Source organism: Flavobacterium sp. GW823-FHT06G12 (assembly GCF_058794775.1).
Genome location: NZ_JBXAHE010000001.1, coordinates 1,306,293 through 1,325,863, shown reverse-complemented (window position 1 = coordinate 1,325,863; position 19,571 = coordinate 1,306,293). Strand labels below are relative to the sequence as shown.

At 45.0% G+C, this 19,571-nt stretch carries 20 protein-coding genes; 7 read left to right on the top strand and 13 right to left on the bottom strand.

The features are described from left to right. The first annotated feature begins 282 nt into the window (after positions 1-282). Positions 283-858: a hypothetical protein gene (locus tag AC1Q5Z_RS05640; RefSeq protein WP_492444035.1), complete on the top strand. Its 576-nt coding sequence runs from the start codon at positions 283-285 to the stop codon at positions 856-858. A 173-nt stretch (positions 859-1,031) separates the two neighbouring features. On the opposite strand, the gene traN is transcribed toward AC1Q5Z_RS05640, so the two are convergent. Genes traN through AC1Q5Z_RS05595 form a run of 9 tightly spaced genes read right to left on the bottom strand, consistent with a single transcriptional unit; the run spans position 1,032 to position 8,958 of the window. Next, on the bottom strand, positions 1,032-1,892 hold the full coding sequence (gene traN / locus AC1Q5Z_RS05635) for a conjugative transposon protein TraN (RefSeq protein ID WP_492444034.1): 861 nt from the start codon (positions 1,890-1,892) through the stop codon (positions 1,032-1,034). A gap of 19 nt (positions 1,893-1,911) precedes the next feature. Further along, positions 1,912-3,225, bottom strand: coding sequence for a conjugative transposon protein TraM (gene traM, locus AC1Q5Z_RS05630; protein ID WP_492444033.1), 1,314 nt, complete (start codon positions 3,223-3,225; stop codon positions 1,912-1,914). Between the two features lie 17 nt (positions 3,226-3,242). Next, complete coding sequence (locus AC1Q5Z_RS05625) at positions 3,243-3,494, bottom strand: nitrogen regulatory IIA protein (protein WP_492444032.1); 252 nt, start codon at positions 3,492-3,494, stop codon at positions 3,243-3,245. Between the two features lie 9 nt (positions 3,495-3,503). Next, complete coding sequence (gene traK, locus AC1Q5Z_RS05620; RefSeq protein WP_129053303.1) at positions 3,504-4,127, bottom strand: conjugative transposon protein TraK; 624 nt, start codon at positions 4,125-4,127, stop codon at positions 3,504-3,506. Between the two features lie 20 nt (positions 4,128-4,147). Next, a complete protein-coding gene (traJ, locus tag AC1Q5Z_RS05615; protein WP_492444031.1) occupies positions 4,148-5,146 on the bottom strand; it encodes a conjugative transposon protein TraJ in 999 nt (332 codons plus the stop codon). Positions 5,147-5,148: 2 nt separating this feature from the next. Next, the gene (locus tag AC1Q5Z_RS05610; RefSeq protein WP_492444030.1) at positions 5,149-5,781 is read right to left on the bottom strand and encodes a DUF4141 domain-containing protein; all 633 of its coding nucleotides are present in this window, start codon (positions 5,779-5,781) and stop codon (positions 5,149-5,151) included. Between the two features lie 29 nt (positions 5,782-5,810). Then, positions 5,811-8,309, bottom strand: coding sequence for a TraG family conjugative transposon ATPase (locus tag AC1Q5Z_RS05605; RefSeq protein WP_492444029.1), 2,499 nt, complete (start codon positions 8,307-8,309; stop codon positions 5,811-5,813). After that, positions 8,306-8,638 carry a DUF4133 domain-containing protein gene (locus AC1Q5Z_RS05600; protein WP_492444028.1) on the bottom strand — a complete coding sequence of 111 codons (333 nt, stop codon included), beginning with the start codon at positions 8,636-8,638 and terminating at the stop codon, positions 8,306-8,308. Before AC1Q5Z_RS05600 ends, AC1Q5Z_RS05605 begins: the two co-directional genes overlap by 4 nt. An 11-nt stretch (positions 8,639-8,649) precedes the next feature. Beyond that, positions 8,650-8,958, bottom strand: coding sequence for a DUF4134 domain-containing protein (locus AC1Q5Z_RS05595; RefSeq protein WP_492444027.1), 309 nt, complete (start codon positions 8,956-8,958; stop codon positions 8,650-8,652). A 185-nt stretch (positions 8,959-9,143) separates the two neighbouring features. On the opposite strand from AC1Q5Z_RS05595, the gene AC1Q5Z_RS05590 reads away from it, so the two are divergent. Genes AC1Q5Z_RS05590 through AC1Q5Z_RS05575 form a run of 4 tightly spaced genes read left to right on the top strand, consistent with a single transcriptional unit; the run spans position 9,144 to position 13,865 of the window. Then, positions 9,144-10,205, top strand: coding sequence for a ComEC/Rec2 family competence protein (locus AC1Q5Z_RS05590; RefSeq protein ID WP_492444026.1), 1,062 nt, complete (start codon positions 9,144-9,146; stop codon positions 10,203-10,205). Beyond that, positions 10,195-11,289 carry a trypsin-like serine protease gene (locus AC1Q5Z_RS05585; RefSeq protein WP_492444025.1) on the top strand — a complete coding sequence of 365 codons (1,095 nt, stop codon included), beginning with the start codon at positions 10,195-10,197 and terminating at the stop codon, positions 11,287-11,289. Before AC1Q5Z_RS05590 ends, AC1Q5Z_RS05585 begins: the two co-directional genes overlap by 11 nt. Further along, complete coding sequence (locus AC1Q5Z_RS05580) at positions 11,282-11,737, top strand: hypothetical protein (protein ID WP_492444024.1); 456 nt, start codon at positions 11,282-11,284, stop codon at positions 11,735-11,737. The genes AC1Q5Z_RS05585 and AC1Q5Z_RS05580 overlap by 8 nt, the downstream gene beginning before the upstream one ends. A gap of 7 nt (positions 11,738-11,744) precedes the next feature. Continuing rightward, positions 11,745-13,865, top strand: coding sequence for a hypothetical protein (locus AC1Q5Z_RS05575; protein WP_492444023.1), 2,121 nt, complete (start codon positions 11,745-11,747; stop codon positions 13,863-13,865). A gap of 11 nt (positions 13,866-13,876) precedes the next feature. Here AC1Q5Z_RS05575 and AC1Q5Z_RS05570 read toward each other — a convergent pair whose 3' ends face one another. The 3 genes from AC1Q5Z_RS05570 to AC1Q5Z_RS05560 are packed head-to-tail and all read right to left on the bottom strand — an operon-like array spanning position 13,877 to position 15,694. Then, positions 13,877-14,509 (bottom strand): conjugal transfer protein TraD, encoded by a 633-nt coding sequence (locus AC1Q5Z_RS05570; RefSeq protein WP_492444022.1) that lies wholly within the window; start codon positions 14,507-14,509, stop codon positions 13,877-13,879. 2 nt (positions 14,510-14,511) lie between these two features. Beyond that, positions 14,512-14,922, bottom strand: a complete 411-nt coding sequence (locus tag AC1Q5Z_RS05565; RefSeq protein WP_492444021.1) for a DUF3408 domain-containing protein — start codon at positions 14,920-14,922, stop codon at positions 14,512-14,514. 4 nt (positions 14,923-14,926) lie between these two features. Next, on the bottom strand, positions 14,927-15,694 hold the full coding sequence (locus AC1Q5Z_RS05560; RefSeq protein ID WP_492444020.1) for a ParA family protein: 768 nt from the start codon (positions 15,692-15,694) through the stop codon (positions 14,927-14,929). A 699-nt stretch (positions 15,695-16,393) separates the two neighbouring features. On the opposite strand from AC1Q5Z_RS05560, the gene mobA reads away from it, so the two are divergent. Then, entirely contained in the window at positions 16,394-16,825 is a 432-nt protein-coding gene (gene mobA, locus AC1Q5Z_RS05555) for a conjugal transfer protein MobA (RefSeq protein ID WP_492444019.1), read from the top strand. Then, positions 16,822-18,102: a conjugal transfer protein MobB gene (gene mobB, locus AC1Q5Z_RS05550; protein WP_492444018.1), complete on the top strand. Its 1,281-nt coding sequence runs from the start codon at positions 16,822-16,824 to the stop codon at positions 18,100-18,102. Before mobA ends, mobB begins: the two co-directional genes overlap by 4 nt. 43 nt (positions 18,103-18,145) lie before the next feature. On the opposite strand, the gene AC1Q5Z_RS05545 is transcribed toward mobB, so the two are convergent. Then, on the bottom strand, positions 18,146-19,525 hold the full coding sequence (locus tag AC1Q5Z_RS05545) for a hypothetical protein (protein WP_492444017.1): 1,380 nt from the start codon (positions 19,523-19,525) through the stop codon (positions 18,146-18,148). Between the last annotated feature and the right edge of the window lie 46 nt (positions 19,526-19,571).

Sequence of the window (19,571 nt, the reverse complement as noted above, 5' to 3'; positions counted from 1 at the left end):
CAGATGCGGGGGGCAAAAAGGACTCCCTTCCTCTGGTCGGGAGCGCCTTTTTGCGTTTTGGGGGTGCATCCCTTATGCCAAAAGGCACAGAGCGCCGTTTTACCCTAAGCGATGCAGGAAGCTTTCATAAGGGATTCCACATCCCTTGAGCTTTCCTGGGGGCTTCTTTTCTTTCCGCTCCGGCGTCCAAAGAAAAGAAGCAAAAGAAACCTCTTTAGACACCAGTATTTTTATTTCAATGCAGATAAATCATTTTGTATATTTGAAATTATTCCACGGAAAATGAAAATAGATACAAAAGACCTTGTCAGAAAATCGGAGCGGTTTGCCCTTGATTTATCGCAGCAGATATCACAAATTACGTTAAAACCTTTTCTGGAAACCTCATTCCACTGCTCCGAGTTCAGGGACAAAAAAGTGCTTAAAAAACATCTCCACAAAATTGCCAAAAGCGGCTATCCGCTGATCTATGTCTTTGAAATCAAATCTGCAGCCAAGGTAAAAACGCTGCTCAAGGCATTTGAAGCATATCATGCACTGAACCTTCTCAAAAGAAAAAACGAGGACAGGGTAAATCTTTCCAAGTACAATAGGAAATCATCCTCGATCCTTTATGTCGGAAGCTCGACAACGGATTTCAGAAAAAGGGTCAAGGACCATCTCGGAACGCAAAGCTCCCGCACCTATGCCATGCACCTCTGCAAATGGGACGGGGATGCGGATTACGAGCTGGCCATATCGGCCTATCAGGTAATTTCGCAAAGCGACCAGGCCGTCGAGCGCTTCATTGTGGAGATCCTGGAACAGCAGCTCTGGGACGTTCTCCAGCCCGTATTCGGCAAACGCAGCGGTCTGTAGACGCTAGAACAGGCTTAAAGCCGAGCCTAAGACTGAAGCACTTAATACATTGCAAAACAATATCTTAATATTTTACATAAAAATAAAAAACCGACCTATCTGGCCGGTTTTATTTTGTCCGCACGTTAAGGAATTTATGTCGGACATGCACTTCTATCCTGCACGGATTTCCTCTATGGATTATTCAGAAGACAGGCCTTCAGCAGGTCCGAATTTTTAATTTTTAAGGTCAGCTGCCTGCCGCCGTTTTTCTCGTATATCTCGATAAGGAGCAGCTTGCCGTCTGCGAGGGTGAAAAGGTCCAGCACATATATGTTATGCTCTGAGCCTCCAGCCTTCATCTGGTCAACCGGCCTGTAGATTCGTAGAGGCAATATGGCTGTCTGCTGTACCGCAGTTCGTCTGGCCTTCTTCCTGTCGGCTATCTTGAAATTGAGAAAATCAATCCTGTAAGGCACATTATTGCTGTTTCTCAGCTCAGTATGCAGATAGTATTTTCCCTCATGGACGTAGATCCCTTTCAGCCTGAATTCCACTCCGGCATTCCTTGTCCTTATATGCCTAACCGCAAGTTTGTCCCTTTCATAGATGCGCTGCATCAGTGTTTCCACCATCAGCGGAGGACTTTGTCCCAGATTCTCAAAAAGGGCTCCCTCATATCCAATGCTGCCAGACTTTCGTATGCTGTAGTTCAGGCTCTGCGGATTCGGATCATAATGCACATCAAAACTGTAAAAATGTCCGTCGATGGTCATGACCGAAAGATTGGTCTGCTGCTCAAAATCCCTTACGGCTGCCTTTACCCGCAGCACGTTATGGGCATCTTCCGCCTTTCCTGCCATAAGCAGCTCGCTTCCCAGATCCGCATAGCGGATTTCCGATGGGAAAATCAGGTGCGAAGTCTTGTCATAGGTTATGCCTAAACCGCAGGCCTTGATCTCGTCCATAACCGGCAGGCTGCTCTGCGGAAAGCACAGCTGGACCCAGAGAACTGCAAGCAGCGCCGTCCAGTATTTTTCATAATATCTTTTCATCCTTATATTCTTTTGATTGCTATTGTTTTTTCGAAACCAGAAAAAGCTGGTACCCAGCCTTAAGCATAACCTTGGGCGTCTTTACCTTTTTGGAGAAATAGCCGGAAATCCCCTGCAGGACGCCCCTGCTCAGATCGGCGGCAACCTGCTGTCCTGCCGACTGGGTAAGCATCAGGCTCGTTGCGGACTGCTGTCCCATATTGCCCGCCATCTGCCCGGCAGCCGTTCTCTCCTGCGAAAACGGCACCGCAAGCCCCTGCTGCCCGTCCAGGTCGAAAACGTTTATATCCACAGCCGTAATGGTGCCGTTCAGCACCATGGAGCTGATCTTGAGGTGAAGGCGTCCGTTCTGCATCCTGGCCGTGGACGTAAGCACCGTTCCCTTTACGAGAGTGCCATCTGCTAAGCCGGCATCCTCCAAAAGACGAACCTTCACGGCGCTCCCGTCTATTACCGTCTGCGTCTGGTCCACGCAGGCCTTGATGCTGTTCCTGACAGGAACCTCCCGCTCTTTGGCATCCGCCGTGTAAAAAGATCGGGCATTCAGCCGCACGCCATCCGCACCAGCTTCCGAAGTAGGGCGAAGAACTGATACGGTAGTTTTCCTCTGAGGCGCAGCTCCTGCAAAATATGGCGCATCTGCATTGGATGGCCTATTTGCAAGTCCAGACGAGTCAGCTCTCTGCAGCTGCTGGGCAGCAGGTGCCGAAGGCAGGTACTTGGCGGCCATCTGATACGACTTTTCCATAAGCGCCAGCTGTCCGTCGACCGTCACCGACGGCGCAGCATCCCTCTGGGCAAGCTCAGATTTGAGCTCCGCAACCTCCCTGCGGAGCATATCGGCCTCTCCGCCGCTGTCCTTGTAAAAGCTTCCAAGTTCTTTCTGCGCATTTCGGTACGTGCTGAGTCCCGAATTTGATTCTCTGGATTCAAGTCTTCCCGGCAGCACTGGATGTTCAGCTGCGGGTTGTTCATTTCCCGTTACGCTGTCCTGCTTCCAGTAATCGGCCAGCGTGGTAAGCGCATTGCGCTTCTGCTCCTGCTTCTGCTCAAGCAACTCCTGCTCGTACGCTTTCGCCTTGTCGCCCTGCATTTCATTGTCCGCGGCCTGCGGAACGATGCTGTTGAGCCCAATATCCTGCTTTTTTCCGCTGTCGGAAGAAGGCCTGAAAATCAGGTAGAGGCATCCCGCACAGACGATGCCCATCAGACCGAATATCAGAGGTTTCTTCAGCCTCTCCAGCCTGCCGGTTTTCCAATCGTCACGATCCGTTTGATTTTCCGAAGCCGATTCCCTAATCATGACACCCGCTTTTTTTTCCTTTGTTTTCATAAATTTCCTTTCTTTTTTCATTTTGGTTGAACTGCCGGATAGCAGTCTTTTTTGTCCCTATCCATTGGATTATCTATATGTCCGGTAACCATTATGCGGCAGTTCTCTGACCTTTCCCGCCACACCTTGGTTATCACTGCTGCGGTCAGCAGGACATAGCCCCAAAAAAACAGCCTTATGAACCGGTGCTGCTTTTCCAGAGGCATCCTGTCCCATCTCCTGTCAAGAGCCCCCGTCCACCTATCCAGATTTCTTAAGATCTTTTTCATATTGTTTCTTCAGCGATCAATAACTTCGATGTCCTTATTCTCAACCACCGCAAATTTTTCAATATTGAAGCCCTGAGGATTGCTGTCTGAGCGCACCGAGTTTACCAGAAGACAGCTGGTCACAAGGCTTCGCTGGGTCACATTGCTGGATCGGATGATGAATTCCCTCGCATAGGATCTGACCGGGTATGGATAGGATTCGAAACTGCACACGACACTGTCAATCTCGATGCGCTGCTGCACATTGCCCGATATGATGCGGTTGTAATATCCTTTCTCTGACAGGTCTTTGTAATAGTCGAAAGCACTTTTGTCGGCAAGGCTGAAGGCGCGCTTCATATTGCTTTCAATGGCATATTTGTCGGGGGCGAGCGTAAAGAAGAGTTCGTGGAAACGCCTCACATGCTCCCTGGCCTCGACGGGCCTGTTGACCGATGCATCCTGCGAGAGTGCCAGCATCAGGGATTTCCCGTTGTCCAGCACGTAGATCTTCTCTCGCTGCAGGTCGGCAAAACGGTAGGACCACCAAAGGGCGGATCCCGTGATTCCCGTGCAGAGAAGCGCAAAGACAATCGCGTAGAGCCTGATCTGCCTGAAACTGTTTTCTATGTTTCTTAAAGTCTTGAATTCCATTTTTGTAGTTTTATCGGTTATTAAGATTTGCTGACCAGCCTTCCTGCTATATTTCCTGCAGTGGAACCGGCCCCGGCTCCGGCGATGTTGCCGGCTTTCATGGCCGTCTGGCTCACATTGCGCATGAAATTGCCTCCGCCTCCAGCCTGGATGATCCAGCCCGTCACCGTCGGCACCGTGAAATAGCCCACAATGCCTATGATCATGAAAATCACGTAAACGGTGTTGGAAGTGTCGGGTATGAAGGACGGGTCCGAAAGCATCTCGATGTCCCTTTCAATGATCAGCGACTGGAGGCGCGCCAGCATGGAACTGAAAAGATCCGCTACGGGCAGCCAGAGGTAGACGCTCACATATCTGGTGATCCACTGGGTTAGCGTCGACTGGAAACCGTCCCAGACCGATATGGCAAAAGCTATGGGGCCAAGAATGGAAAGCACAATTAGGAAAAAAGTCCGGATGGTATCGATAACCAGAGCCGCCGCCTGGAAAAGAACCTCCAGAAAGTTCCGGAACCACTGCTTTATCATCTTTTCCATCTGATAGGCCTGCCTGTCCATATACATCCCCGCCATGGTTCCGATATCCGTGGGCGACCATCCCAGCTCATCGAGTTTTTTGTCGAACTCCTCGTCGGAGGCCATATACGAAGTTTCCGGATTTCGAACCATTGCCTCATATTCCAGCTGGTCCTTCTGCTGCTGCAGCCTGTTCAGGTCAAGAACCTGTCCCTGCAGCATTCCGTGCGTTCCGCTGACTATCGGGCTCAGCACCGCATTGATGCTTCCCAGAACGATGGTCGGGAAAAACATGATGCACAGGCCGAGTGCGAAGGGACGCAGCATCGGATAGGCATCAATGGGTTCCGCCCTTGCAAGCGCCTGCCAGACATGCAGCGCCACGTAGAACAGGGCTCCGAGTCCCGCCAGCCCCTTGGCCACGGCCGCCATGTCCCCCGCAAGAGGCATCATGTCATCGTAAAGCGAGCGCAGCACCTCATGGAGATTATTGAACTCCATGCCTACCAGTACTTTTGGCTGGAGTTTCCGTACAGATCAAGCACGCTTTTGGCGTCGTTTTTCTTTCTTGCCCTGAGATAGCTCACCGATATGTTCTTGTTGGTATAGTACCTAACCAGACTGTGGTACTCCTTCACCTCCTTGTAGATGCGGCTGATCAGATCCATGCGCTCCTTATCATTGAGCGACAGGCTTGAGGTGCTGACGATCTGCTTAAGCTCTTTCAGCAGTTCGGTGCTCTCACCCAGCAGCGCCGCATAGCCGTTGCCGATGGCTATGAGCTCCTGGGGCGTAAAGTTGGGATCATTGATCATCTTCCCGAAATTCTGCACGTAGATCTGCGATACATCGCCCACCAGAAGAACGGTCTGCTGGACCTTTCTCGCATCCTTCACAAGGTTGTTGACCGCCTGGAGCTTGTCGTAGTATTCCTTTCCCTGATTGTAGACCTTCTGCACTTCCTTGAAGTTTTTGACGACATTGGAAACCGTGGAGGAGGTCTGTATGATTTCATTGGCACTGTTGAGTATGCCAGAAGCCAGATTGGCCGGATCGGTTACCACAAACTGCGCATTTGCGTAGGGTGCTGCGGCAAGCATCAGCGCCGCATAAACCATTGATAGATATTTTTTCATTTTTATCTGATTTTAGATTACTATATATTTTACTTTTCTTTCTCACGCCTAAGCATGGCAATCTTCTTGATGGCGAGCTCCACGTTTCCGTCCAGTTCTGCGGCTGCCTGCATGACCTCCATCTTCTCGATTTCTTCGGTCGTGTAGGCCAGATATTCCTCCAGGCTCACCTCGGTGGCATAGACCGCAGAGTGCGAGCCCCCGAGACCTATCCAAACCTCCTTGTATAGTCTGGTGGCGCTGTTGTCCATATTGATGGAAAGCACCTGCGCTTTTTCCTTGTCGGTAAGGCCAAGCATGGCCTGAATGTCATCAAACTTGTTCATGTATTTGCGCTGGTCCAGCAGGATTTTGCAGTCGGAATTATTGATGATGCTTTCCTTGACAATTGGCGATTTTATGATATCGTCAACTTCCTGGGTCACCACTATTGCTTCTCCGAAGAATTTTCGTACAGTTTTAAAAAGGTACTTGATATAGTCCGCCATGCCTTCCTTGGCAATGGCTTTCCAGGCCTCCTCGATCAGTATGAGTTTGCGTATCCCTTTCAGCCTGCGCATTTTATTGATGAACACTTCCATTATGATGATTGTCACCACCGGAAAGAGAATCTTGTGGTCTTTGATGGCATCGATTTCAAAGACAATGAAACGTTTGGAGAGCAGATCCAGCTGCTTGTCCGAATTCAGCAGGTAATCGTACTCCCCGCCCCTGTAATAAGGCTCAAGAACATTGAGGAAATTGGCCAGATCAAAGTCCTTCTCCCGAACCTGCTTTACCCTTAGCACCTCGCGGTAATCTTCCTTAACGTACTCGTAAAAGCCGTTGAAGGATGCGCAATGTCCATCGTCCTTAATGCGCTCGATGTATCCGTTTACGGCATTGGACAAAGCCACTTCCTCGGATCTGCTCGGACGCTCATCATCCCTTTTCCACAGCGTCTGCATAAGTGTTTTTATGCTTTCCCTCTTTTCAATGTCAAAAATGCCGTCCTCAGTGTAAAAGGGGTTGAATGCAATGGGATTTTCCTCTGTATAGGTAAAGTAGACCCCGTCCTCGCCACTGCTGCTGCTTTTGATCAGCCCGCATAATCCCTGATAGGAATTTCCGGTATCGACAAGCAGCACATGCGCCCCCTGCTCGTAGTACTGCCTTACCATATGGTTGGTAAAGAAGGATTTGCCGCTTCCGGACGGCCCCAGTATAAACTTGTTGCGGTTGGTGATGATCCCGCGCTTCATGGGCAGGTCCGAAATATCCAGATGGAGCGGCCTGCCGGTCAGCCTGTCCGACATCTTGATGCCGAACGGCGAGGGCGAATTCCGGTAGTTGGTTTCCTGCGCAAAAAAGCACAGCGCAGGCTCAATGAAGGTGTAAAAGCTCTCCTCGCTGGGAAAATCCCCCGCATTTCCAGGCATGCCCGCCCAGTAAAGCGTGGCTGCATCCGCCGTGTTATGCCTTGGCCTGCACTCCATCAGTGCCAGGGCGCTTCCGCAGTCATTCTTCAGCTGCTTTAGGTCAGCAGCATTATCCGACCATGCCATAATATTGAAATGCGCACGGATAGAGCACAGCCCGAAAGAATGCGCTTCATTGAGGTACTTCTCTATCCATTCCCTGTTGATCTGGTTGGCACGGCTGTATCGAGCAAGAGAGTGCATATTGCGGGCCGACTTTTCAAACTTCTTAAGATTTTCCTCGCTGGAATCCAAAAAGAGGTACTGGTTATAGATGTGATTGCAGCCCAGCAGCAGTCCCGCCGGGGCGGCAAAGGAAAGCCGGGAGTCGCTTCGGTCGGTCGACAGCTTCTCATGCCGTTTATGCGGTGATACTGCCGAAGGCAGATCATCCGTGTCTGAAAGCGTATGAACCGAAAGCCTTTTGCTGCCGACACGCACTTCTTCCGCCCCAAGTGCAATATCTTCTAGAGAAGCCGTATCGTCTTTGGACAGTGTAAGGTACTGTTCCAGCAAGCCCTGCTTCCCATCCGCTCCCGTAATTTCCTCTTCACTCAACCTTTTAAGCATCACAAGCCCGCTGTCGTTGACAATCCGCTCGAACTGCGCAACGCAGTCCATAAAACGGCGGATATTGGTGCCGTCCCTGATTTCTTTGGAAACCAGCGTACCGCGGCATAGCGATGAGAAATTGCTCTGCATCCGCATGCGCTCCTTTGTAGTCTTGGTGAGAAACAGATAGCACCAGTGGTTCAAAAAAGGCCGCTCATTGAAATGCCGCTTGTAGGACCTGTCCAGAAAGCTCTGCTCCTGCTCCATATCGGCACTGTAGTTTTCTTTAATATACCAGTCCTGCTTGTGCACGACCGTAAAATCAGGCAGGGTCTTGACCGCCTTGTGAAAGGCAGAATGGATGGCTTCATATTCCGCGGAACCGGCTGTAAAAAGCTCCGGAAGCGAAACGGCAAAACAGGAGGTAATATCCGCATCCTTGGAAATTATGCAGTTCTGCTCCACCGCCAGCAGCGGAAATCTGCTCTCCAGCGTGGCTGTCTTCGACGCATTTCTCATGATACGGCGGATTTAGCGGAACATTTCAAACATCTGCGTACCGGTCTGCGGCATACGATGTAGCGAGGATGTCTTTTTCGCGCGGCAATCTTCATCAGCCCATGCTCGCCGTACTTCCTGTTCAGCGCAAAAGTCTGCCAGATTATCACTGCGGCACCTCCCCCTCCCAGCAGCAGGCAGATATAGGAATTCACCCCCGCCATGTATAGGATCATCGTGAAGATGAGCGTTCCGAGCAGCCCGCCTGCGAAAATGAAGAGGTACTGCGCCTTTAGCCCCCTGAATTCGACAGTCCTGCCTATTCCTTTATTGATGCTGTAACTCGTCATATGGCACCGGATTAAAGGAAGAAGGATCTTAAAATCGTCGCCGCGACAATCAGGAAAATGCACGCCCCGAACCAGCTTGCCGCGGTTTTGCTCGTATCGGGGTCGCCGCTGCTGAATTTGTTGTAGACCTTCACACCGCCAATCAGCCCGACCACCGCCCCTATGGCGTAGATCAATTGGGTTGCGGGATCGAAATAAGAGGTCACCATCTGGGTAGCTTCGGTAATCCCCGCCGTTCCATTACCCTGCGCGGCTGCGCCAGTTCCTGCCAGCATATAAAGGCATGCCAGCAGTAAATTTTTTTTTCTTAGTTTTTCCATAACCAAACACTTTTGAGTTTTGTCTTTTCCCGCCGAGTGCGGGCTTTGGAGCAAAGGTGCCATGGAATATCAGCTGCAGCAGGAAAGTGGCATGCAGAGGTTTTTTTTGGCACTCGGAGTCGTTTTATGCAGGAAATACTTATATTAGCGCCAATAATACTACTACCCAAGAGCTAACCAAACCAATGAAAAGAGATTTCACAGAATTTGCGGTGCTTCCTGCATACCATGGAGACTGCATCCTCATAAATACATTTGATGATAATAGTGAAGAATTTAAGATCCTTATTGACGGGGGAACAGCCCAAACATTCCGATATACGCTTAAAGCTGAACTGAAAGACGTCACCAGAATAAATCTTCTTGTCCTCACTCACATTGATTCCGACCACATTGCAGGTTTGATCAGCCTTTTCAAAAGCACTCTAATAGATGATATTACAATTGACGAAATTTGGATGAATCATCCTGAAATCATTGAAGTGGAGACTGGCGAGCTCATCAGCACAAAACAGGCTGATACATTAAAAGAATTAATTCTGCAAAAAAAACCGGATGCAAAGCTTTCAGAAATAACGACTTTGGATGAAACAATCGTTAGAAGAGGACTTCAGTTTGAAATACTGTCGCCTACGCCGCAGATAATTGAAGAATTATACCTCAAATGGGAATCATCTGATCTGCCGGTAAACGAAGATGGTAATGGTAATGTTAATATATCCACGGACCATAATATATACTCCCAGACCCTGAAAGCCTTAAATGAAGCAGCATTCGCTCCAGAGAAATCCATAAGCAGCGATATTTTCAATTCATCTTCCATTTCCTTTATTTTAAGGTGCTTTGACCTCTCTATCCTGCTATTGGCTGACTCCAGGCCGGAAGTGATAACGGAGTCTCTGCGCCGTAATTATAGCCAGACCAGTCCGCTCACGGTCGATTATGTTAAAGTGTCGCACCACGGAAGCATAAATAATACCTCACAAGAAATGCTTAGTATGATCCAATCAGACCACTATATAATTTCTACAAATGGAGGAAGCGCTGCACATAAGCATCCTTCTAGGGAAACCATTGCAAGGCTGGTATACAATTCGCAAAGAAAAGACACTCTGTTAAATATTTATTTTAATTATGAAATTGAAGATCTGAAAGACAGAATAGGCGAATTTATCAATGAGGCAGATTCTGAAGACGGCAACTGGAAGCCAACAACTAAAAACTTGTTTAGAAAAAATGACAAATAATTTAGCGGAAAAATACTGCGTCCGCATAAAAAGCGGCGAACATACAGGCAGCGGTGTACTGCTTCCCGGCAAAGACTCATTTTATGTCCTTACCGCAGCACACTGTTTAGGAACTGCACTGCCGGAATTGGGCAAGATAACAATCGAAAAACAGAATGATTACACCTCTGATTTTAAAGCTATAACCGCTAAGGAAATTAAGGAATTCAATACTGAACATGATTTTGCGCTGATAGAAATCGATTTGGATGAAAACGAAAGATCCCAATATCAGTATAAATTAGGACGCGGCGTGCTATCGGAAAACGATGTGAAATTCTGCGGATACCAAGGTGTCAGGATCAATCAGTACCGTCCATTTAACGGAAGAATACTCTCTGTGAGCGATGATGCAGGCTGCTTCAAAATCACCCTTGTCGGTGAAACTTTTGATCAGGGCGGAGAGGACGGAAAATTTCTGGCCAAGGGACTTTCCGGAAGCGGCGTGTTTCTGTACAGGCATAACTCACCTTTCCTGATAGGAATTCTGAACTCAGTTATATCTGATAAGGCATGGAATGACGATATTGAATGCTGTTCAATAAAGCATCTGGAACAGTATATTGCTGAATATGTAGACTTATCTGATTTTGAAAGCCTAAAGCAGTGGAATGAAAACTTGGAAAAAGAGCGCACTTCTAGAGAAATAGAAGCCTTTAAAAAGGAGAACAGCGAATTTTTTGAAAACCTATACCGGAAAAATAATGTTTTATATCCCGAAACAGCCAAAGCAGATTCTGTCAGTGCTAAACAGATTAGAAAATTTCTGGCCATGAAGGACAATATAAGGACTATAGAAAGGGACTATCCGATCCTCTATTCAAAATTCAAGAATATTGTAAACAGATTCGTCGATCAGGTTGAAGACGACTATTCAAGAAATGTAAAGGAAAGCAGAGAGGCCCTCGATTTAAAGATTGAACTCCAAAATCAATTGAAAAGCCATTTTGAAGTTCTGCCCGATTTTACCAATATTGATCTATCGGATTACCAGATTATAGAATGGCTTGGAATATGCACCTTAAATTTTGTAAAGAATGATTAATATACTTTTAGATCAAAAACCGACTTCCGTATCCATCCGATATAACGGTTACTATAAAGTTGTATTGCTTTTGGCAATTATCAGATATTGCGGCTACGGGAAAAAAGCAAGCTTGGAGCTGATCCATATTGCCTTCTGGTCCCTTCGCAATGAAGATAATTACCAGGTATTGCTGGATCTGTCCAATCAAAACAGGAACAGTCTTGTTCCGTGGACCTTTGAGCATGGAATTGATGAGGTTCTGGCACTTGGATTTATTAACGAGTATATTTCGAAAGTGATCGTGACTCAGACCCTTGAAATTAAAATAACCGAAAAAGGCTGCGAAATAATTGATTCTATCAATAAGTTTGAACTTTTTCAGGATGAAATTCAAAAAATTAGGGCACTTGGCGTAATACCAAAAAACAGATTGAATAATGCAAATAAGAACTGGAAATTAATATAGTATCAGGATGTTTAAAATAAATAAATTACGAGCTGAAATTCTTACCGATAAAAGTGCAGACATAACGGATCTGTATGGATTTGAAATTCCCTTTGAACAGGGATTGAACATAATTGCAGGTCCTAATTCAAGAGGAAAAACCACAATAAACACCTGCATCTATTATGCTCTTGGAATGGAGGAATTGTTAGGAGCACATAACGAGAAGGCTCTTGATAAAGCATTAAAAGAAGAATTTACAGTTAGGCCCGGCCCTGATGAAGATGGCATTGTCTATAAAGTAATCTCTTCTAAGATCTTTCTCGAAATAGAAAATGAAAACCGGGACATCATTTGTCTTGAAAGATTCATCAAACCGAGCACTGAAGAGGTAAAAACAACTAATATCATGGTTCATTTTTCACCATTTGACCATATCAATGATGAAAAGACTTCAAAGGGTGCATTCTTTGTGAACGCCAGAGGAAACAATGAAGACCAAAATGGATTCTACAGCTTTTTGGCGCAGTTCATAAACATTGATCTGCCAGTGGTCAGCAACAGCTCAAGAAGTGACAATTACAGTCCGCTTTACCTGCAAACCATTTTCTCTGCTTTATTTATTGAACAGACCAAAGGATGGTCCGATTTTTTTGCTACCATGCCATTTTTCGGAATAACGAAAGCCAAAGAAAAAATAGTTGAATTTATTCTGGGCCTAAATGAAATTGTCCTTTCCACGGAAAAGGATGTTTTAAATAAGGAAAGAAACACCATCACTGAGGACTGGAAAAGAAAAGTTAAGTCTCTATCCTACATTGAAAAACAAAGCAACTCCACAATAATTAACGTTCCTGAAGAGCTTACTACCGATAAAGCTGAAATTGAGAAAATAAACGTGTTGTTTTCAACCTCGGAGGCTGAAAAAATCAGTTTCGGAGATTTTTTGCTTCTTAAAACTGAAGCCGTTAAAGAACTCGAGAGCAGACCGATCGCCACCATTAAAGAAAACAGGGAAGCATCCATCTTAGAATTTAACAGCCAAAAAGAAGAGTACTATGAGCTTAAGGAGTACGTTAGCAAATTTGAGAACAGGCTCAATATAGAGAAACAGCAGTCCTTCAGCTTAAACAAACAGATTGGAGTCGTTGAATCAGAAATTAAGGACCATATCAATCTGCAGAAAGTTTTCACTGAAAATATTATCAATGAACGCGGTGCAAACCATTGCCCTACCTGTTCTCAGGAGGTAACTACAGATCTTATATCCACAAAAAATATAAAGATCCCTCAGCTGACGCTCGAGGAAAACACCAATTTTTTAAAGAGCCAAAAGAAAATTATAGAATCTTCCTTGACAAGCCTAAAAGAAACGGTCGCCGAGAAAGAAGCGCTTCTGCTCTATTTTAAAAATTCTCTTCGCCAAAAGGAAGTGCTTATCAAATCCATTTCAAAAGACCTGATTGCAGATGATAGGGCATTCTCGGAATCAGAAGTGGTTAAGAAGCTGCAGCTTGAGAGAGAAATAGAAAATCTGGAAGTGCTTAGGGAATCTATTATAGAGCTGAAAACAGATTTAGTGGAACTTGCCAATAAATACCATAACAATACAATAAAGATTGAAGGCCTGGGCAAATCGGCGGCAGAAGATGAACTAAAATTGGCCGCCTTTGAAACTGAATATAAAGATTACCTGTTTGGTTTCGGATATGACAGTAACGCAAAGTACCAGATATCCATCAATAGAAAAGAGCCGTTTAAATATATGCCGGTTTATTTGAACAAAAAAGAGGGTGTTTATCTGCCGCAGTCCATTAGAATAAATTCTTCGGCTTCTGACTTTGTTAGGAACATCTGGGCATATACGCTGGGGCTGTTAAACAAAGGAGTAAATCACCCTGGAGTTATTATTTTTGATGAACCTGGACAGCATAGAACCAATCTTAGCAGCTTGAAGCAGCTCTTTAAAATTTCCTCAGAGATAAAGGAAAGGCAAACCATAATCTTCACCTCAATTGACAAGCCGCTTCATAATGAAGAAGACGAAAAGATTGATTTGGATATCCTGATAGAAGATCTTGAAAACAGCAATTATAAATTAATAAGGCTGGATAATGTCAATAAAGTAATCGGTAAGCTTCCAAACTAAAAAAGGGGAATCTATAAAAAGTCCCCAATGTCAAAATCCTGCAAATCCTCCGGATCCGCTTGTTCGTTGGATCTGTCTGGCAAATTGGAAAGCCTCCCGTCGAGCAGCTCTGCTATTCTTCGGGAAGCATCTTCCATGGAATTTTCCAGTAGGTTAAATAATTCGGTTCCTTGTATTTTCTGAATCAAAGCTGCTGCTGTTTCCTTTTGGGACGGTTCCAGGCTTTCCTCCTGCAGCATCATCCCCACTGAGCTTAATTCTTCGAAGGTAACCCCTTGGGCAAAACCGCTATTCCCTCTGGAAATTCCAAAATTATTCCACTCTTCCTCCTCATCCTTCAAATCAAGCAAATAATCATTTGCATCATCGAGATTTTCCTGCCAATCTTTTGGGTGTTGTTCCCCACTGATTTCTGCATCAAAATTATGCACTTCATCTCTTACTGCCTTGATATGGAAGTCATTGGCATCTTTCGGCGTTATAAGGCTCTTGAAATCCATAGTCGGTCCCATTAGATCTGGCAGGTTTGGCTTGAGTTTTTCAGAACCTGTCTTTTTTTCCGGATTCAATACTTTTGCTGGAAATTCATCCTTCACAAGCAGTATTATGATAATAATCAGGCAAATTATAATTAAGGTTTCCACGTTTACATTATTGGTTTATACTTGTCATTAAAACTTGTGATGATCTGACCGCCGAATTCCTGAAAATGATTTTCAAGCAGATTGTCCAAGTACCCGTAAATAGTTATTTTGTCTTCACCAATAACCTGTACGATTCGCGTCAGCTTTTCATGAAAATCAGGACGTATGTAGACAGTTTTGCCGTTTCGGGCATTGGTCTCGGGTCTTTTGAAAAAGATAGCCTCATAATCTTCCTGATGCTTTTTTTTCTTCCCGCGCTCAATCGGGCATGGCTTTTCTGTCGGGGCGATTGCCTCTCCAATATTATGATCCTCCAGCCGTATTCCATCTTTCTTAACCCCATCAGCCATAAGGCTCATCATCAATTCTTCATTGATTTCATTAGCGTCCCTTTCGATCTTTCCTTTTCCCATGGTCTTAAGAATTTACTACTTCCAAAAATTCTGCAATGAACTGGTCCATTCGGCATGCCTTCATTAGCCGCTCGTCCGCAGGCAGCAAAGTGGAACGGAAAACCGTCTTGGCCGCAGCCTCGCTTTCCTTTCGAAACCTGGTGCTGTTCATGACCTGCGTGCGCATAACTTTCAATCCCAGTTCAGCGATAAGCTTGCCGTACAAGTCGTAAAGAGGAGAACGTTCACGACCGTCTACCTGATTCCAAAACAGATTTATGCTTTTAATCGACATCCTTCCTTTCTTCATTATAACATCATTTATCAGCTGGGTAAATACCAGCGAGCTCTCCATTACTACACGATCGGCAGTTATCGGCGTGAAAATATGATGCATGCCCGCAAGTGCCTTCAAAATCCCAGGTGTGTTTACTGTACCTGGAAGATCAAAAAAAACAAAATCAAACCGAAGGTCTGATGATTCCAAAAACTCGATCGCGGTCTGCACGACCCCGTCTGCCTTATGTTCCATAATGGGATACGCTTTTTTGTTTATCACCGCAAACTGTCTGAATGCCGTCTTCTTTAGAAACTCGTTTTCCATGACCATTCGAAGATCGCGGGTCTTCATTTTCACAAGGCTGTACTGCGGGAAATCCGCATCAAATACTGCCACATTATAACCTTGGCGATAATGCAGTTCACTTGCCACAAGGGCAGTGAAGGTAGATTTGCCTACACCTCCTTTCTGGGAGGAAAAAGCAATAAATTTTGTTTTGTTTTCCGATTCCATATTATTCTGTCTTTAGATGATTTAAAAAAAAAAAGATGTGCAGTTATGCTATTATTTCTGGACGTATATGTGCACTTGAGCACGCACGCATCTACAGCAATTCGTACAGATTCGAGCACTTATCTGCGACAATAATTATTTATGTAGAAATCTTATGTCATAAATAATTTTATGGCTAAATCCCTATATCTGTATATAATTGCTTGCGTACAGAGAGTTGTAGATACATACAGCCGCTGAAGCTTACCTATGGCCTGATGCATATGCCAACCTGCTGATAAAATCATCTGACTCCGTAACAGCATACCTACATCTCTACACTCGTTTGTATGGGCAAAGAAATGCGGATATCAGCCTGAATATTAACCGAGTGAATGCGTTGGCTTGCATTGTCACGGTTTGTCCGAAGCACTAAATGTACTGTTGCACCAAAGACTCTTTTACTTTGTATTAAACAAGACGCTTGACAATAATGCAGAAATATAAACCCTGACGGACTGAAATGAACAGTACGGCACTGTTTCTCCCTCTACATGAAAACCGTCCCGAAGGGCGGATTTTTAGTGTTCACCAGAACACGGCAAGTTGTGTTCTGAGGCACTCGAAATTCGAATGGTGCCTCAAAACAACTTGCCCTGCCGGGGGCCGGAAATCCCTTCCGAAGTCAGGGTTTTTAATTACTTTAAAAAACGAAATATTATGAATGGAGACAAAAATGAAGAACGCAAAAAACTGGGACGCACGCCAAAAGTGGAACCGAGAATACACCGTCATGTTTTTCGGCTGACAGACAGGGAGAATGCAAAACTGCTTTCTCTTTTTGAAATATCCGGGATGGATAATAAGGCAAAATTTATAGCTGCCAGACTGTTCGAAAAGGAGATCAGGACGATAAATGTTGACAAGGGAACCATTGACTTTTACATGCGTCTGACTACTTTCTATGCACAGTTCCGATCAATCGGAGTTAACTACAACCAGCTTGTGAAGCTCCTGTACAGACATTTTTCGGAGAAAAAAGCGGCTGCGTATCTCTTTAAATTAGAAAAACAGACGGCTGAAATGGCTTCATTATTTCAGAAGATCCTGCAGTTAAGCCAAGAGTTTGAAGAAAAATTCATTAAAAAATGATAGCAAAAATTGGCAGAAGCGGCAATTTATACGGCGCATTGGCTTACAATCTGCTGAAAGTAGAAAATAAGAAAGCTAAGATTCTTTCATTTAGCAGAATAATCGAAACCCCGGATGCTCATTATTCACCTGCCCAGCTGATGCAGTCTTTTGCGCCTTATCTTATTGCCAATCGCAACACGGAAAAACATACGCTGCATATCTCTCTAAATCCAGATCCAAAAGATCAAGTGAGCGACGGCAGGTATACCGAAATGGCCGATCAGTATATGCGTGAAATGGGCTACGGGCAACAGCCTTATGTTGTCTTTAAGCATACAGATATCGAACGCAGCCACATCCATATTGTGTCAGTATGTGTTGACGAGCAGGGAAAAAAAATATCGGACAGCTATGAGAAGATGCGCTCTATGAAGCTCTGCCGTGAACTGGAAACCAAATATGGGCTGATTCGGGCCGCTGCGGACAAGCCTATAGAGGAAAATAAGATTTTCCAAGCTGTCGACTGCAAAAAAGGTAACATTAAAAGCCAGATGGCTTCGGTGCTTAGATACCTGCCTCAGTACTACATTTATCAGAGCCTGGGCGAATATAATGCTCTGCTGTCACTGTTCAATATACAGGCCCAGAAATTAGAAGTTGAGCATGGCGGAATAATGCGGCAGGGACTGCTGTATGCTCCGTTGGATAAAAAAGGTGAAAAAGCAGGACATCCGATCAAAGCTTCATTATTTGGAAAAAAAGCAGGACTGGCCGGCTTGGAGCTGCATTTTGGCACCAGCAAAAAACTGATGGACGGGCATCCTGCGAAAAAAGCAATAAAGGCCGCCGTAACTGATACCCTCAATTCAGCGAAGGACGAGCAGAAATTTATTGAAAATCTTGGAAAGCACGGCATCAACGTTGTGGTTCGGCGAAATGATGCGGGAAGAATTTACGGTATGACCTTTATTGACCATGACTCAAAAACAGTTTGGAACGGCTCCCGTTTGGGTAAGGAATTCTCAGCCAATATTTTTAACAACTGCTGGAACAGCGGAATTAAAACTGAAATGAATAATAGGAATAGCCAATTGAAGGCACATTCCCTAAACAGGCAATATCAGGATATGCCTGCAGAGAAGCCGCATCAGCTCTTTAGTTTCATTGATGCCGCAAAAAAAAACGAAAGTATATTTGACATTTTCGCAGGACTGCTTCCCATTAATCCTGACAGCGGCCATAATGATTATACTGAACCTATATTTAAGAAAAAAATCAGGCGCAGAAAGAAATAGCCGCAGCATCAGGCCGTTAATTTCTGCTTCGGCATGCGGCTGCTTATGGCAGGTCTCTATCCCAATGGGAGGCATCTTTAATTGGAATGTCTTTTTCGGGAATTATTAGAAATGTGTTTCTCAGTAAAGGAGCCGGATTGATAAACGATGTCGCCATACTTACGGTTTCGTCAAAAAACCAGTCACGGTAAGATCTCGAATACGACTGAAAATAATGGTAATATATCCAGCAGAGCCTATTTTCCTCCACATCTAGATTTCCCATAGTTTTTTTTATCTTTTCCAATCTTGCCTTTTCCACCTCCGGTCCATCAAATGTCTCCATGCCGACATGAAGAATCCCATCGGTATAATTATCAAACTGCCTTGTTGCATCATTGATTTGATTTCTCACATCCCTTGCTTTGGCCGAAATGGCTTCGGGAGCGTCGCAATAGCAATGCACGCCAAATGCGTTGCTCATAGCCGAAATGTACAGATTGTTAACCGAATCTTCCCCAACATAAAAAAAGTTCCCAAGAAAACCGGAAGTAAAGCTTGAATGGTCAACCGGCTTTTTTGATACAAGCTCTAAATGCTGTGGTGAATTGCTTTTTACAAAATATTTGCTCAAATGTTTTTCAATCGCTGAAATATCAACAAATGAAATATCAATGTCTGCCTTTTCGTTGGAAACTATTCTGCCAGGCTTTTTGGCTGTCGGAATTACATCCTTTAGTATATCATGCAGATAAGAATCCGGCAGAGTAGTCAATTCGACATGGAAAACAATATCCAGCAGCACATTGTAATGGGTGAGCATTTTGCTGACCTGTGAAATCAGTATCTGCCTTTTTTTAGATTCCTTATACGTATATTCACCCGTTTTCATTTGTCTTTTACACTCAACCTGCCACTTTTCTTTTCCTTTTAAAACCGAAAAATCTGGTGATTTGCCTGATTTTCCTTCCTCTATTATTTTTACTTCCCAGCCGTTTCTCGCATATAAGAGGGCTGTCAGGATTTCAAACAGCATGGCATCGGCCTCTGAGGGTCTGTTCTTTACCAGATCGCGCATTTTTTTGTTGATCCCTGCGATAGCTTTCAATAGTTCAAGATCAGTTCCGATACGTTTAAATATTGGGACTACCCTGGCTCCCTGATAGAATTCGTATTTATGAGGTTCATAAAGGTAAGTGTGGACAAGATACAAATACCAGCCTATACGGTCCTTTTCTATAACCAGACGGGTGCCTTCATTGATCGGCTGGGAAAACGGCTCGGCTTCTCTTGCGATACTGCCCAGATATTCTTCGATTGCCTTCTTTCTCACGTTCCATGCTTCCTCAGAAATGAAATTTCTAATCCATTTGTACGCATTTTCAATCTCGGGTTCGTGAACTAACTGTAAAGGAAAGTGTGATAAGGGCATTCGCTGGATCATATGATTCGATTTAAAGATTACATTGCTCCAAATTAGCACTACATAA

Coding starts and splice junctions, on each gene's coding strand:
- AC1Q5Z_RS05640 (WP_492444035.1), top strand. CDS start 283: ATGAAAATAGATACAAAAGACCTTGTCAGAAAATCGGAGCGGTTTGCC.
- traN (WP_492444034.1), bottom strand. CDS start 1,892: ATGAAAAGATATTATGAAAAATACTGGACGGCGCTGCTTGCAGTTCTC.
- traM (WP_492444033.1), bottom strand. CDS start 3,225: ATGAAAACAAAGGAAAAAAAAGCGGGTGTCATGATTAGGGAATCGGCT.
- AC1Q5Z_RS05625 (WP_492444032.1), bottom strand. CDS start 3,494: ATGAAAAAGATCTTAAGAAATCTGGATAGGTGGACGGGGGCTCTTGAC.
- traK (WP_129053303.1), bottom strand. CDS start 4,127: ATGGAATTCAAGACTTTAAGAAACATAGAAAACAGTTTCAGGCAGATC.
- traJ (WP_492444031.1), bottom strand. CDS start 5,146: ATGGAGTTCAATAATCTCCATGAGGTGCTGCGCTCGCTTTACGATGAC.
- AC1Q5Z_RS05610 (WP_492444030.1), bottom strand. CDS start 5,781: ATGAAAAAATATCTATCAATGGTTTATGCGGCGCTGATGCTTGCCGCA.
- AC1Q5Z_RS05605 (WP_492444029.1), bottom strand. CDS start 8,309: ATGAGAAATGCGTCGAAGACAGCCACGCTGGAGAGCAGATTTCCGCTG.
- AC1Q5Z_RS05600 (WP_492444028.1), bottom strand. CDS start 8,638: ATGACGAGTTACAGCATCAATAAAGGAATAGGCAGGACTGTCGAATTC.
- AC1Q5Z_RS05595 (WP_492444027.1), bottom strand. CDS start 8,958: ATGGAAAAACTAAGAAAAAAAAATTTACTGCTGGCATGCCTTTATATG.
- AC1Q5Z_RS05590 (WP_492444026.1), top strand. CDS start 9,144: ATGAAAAGAGATTTCACAGAATTTGCGGTGCTTCCTGCATACCATGGA.
- AC1Q5Z_RS05585 (WP_492444025.1), top strand. CDS start 10,195: ATGACAAATAATTTAGCGGAAAAATACTGCGTCCGCATAAAAAGCGGC.
- AC1Q5Z_RS05580 (WP_492444024.1), top strand. CDS start 11,282: ATGATTAATATACTTTTAGATCAAAAACCGACTTCCGTATCCATCCGA.
- AC1Q5Z_RS05575 (WP_492444023.1), top strand. CDS start 11,745: ATGTTTAAAATAAATAAATTACGAGCTGAAATTCTTACCGATAAAAGT.
- AC1Q5Z_RS05565 (WP_492444021.1), bottom strand. CDS start 14,922: ATGGGAAAAGGAAAGATCGAAAGGGACGCTAATGAAATCAATGAAGAA.
- AC1Q5Z_RS05560 (WP_492444020.1), bottom strand. CDS start 15,694: ATGGAATCGGAAAACAAAACAAAATTTATTGCTTTTTCCTCCCAGAAA.
- mobA (WP_492444019.1), top strand. CDS start 16,394: ATGAATGGAGACAAAAATGAAGAACGCAAAAAACTGGGACGCACGCCA.
- mobB (WP_492444018.1), top strand. CDS start 16,822: ATGATAGCAAAAATTGGCAGAAGCGGCAATTTATACGGCGCATTGGCT.
- AC1Q5Z_RS05545 (WP_492444017.1), bottom strand. CDS start 19,525: ATGATCCAGCGAATGCCCTTATCACACTTTCCTTTACAGTTAGTTCAC.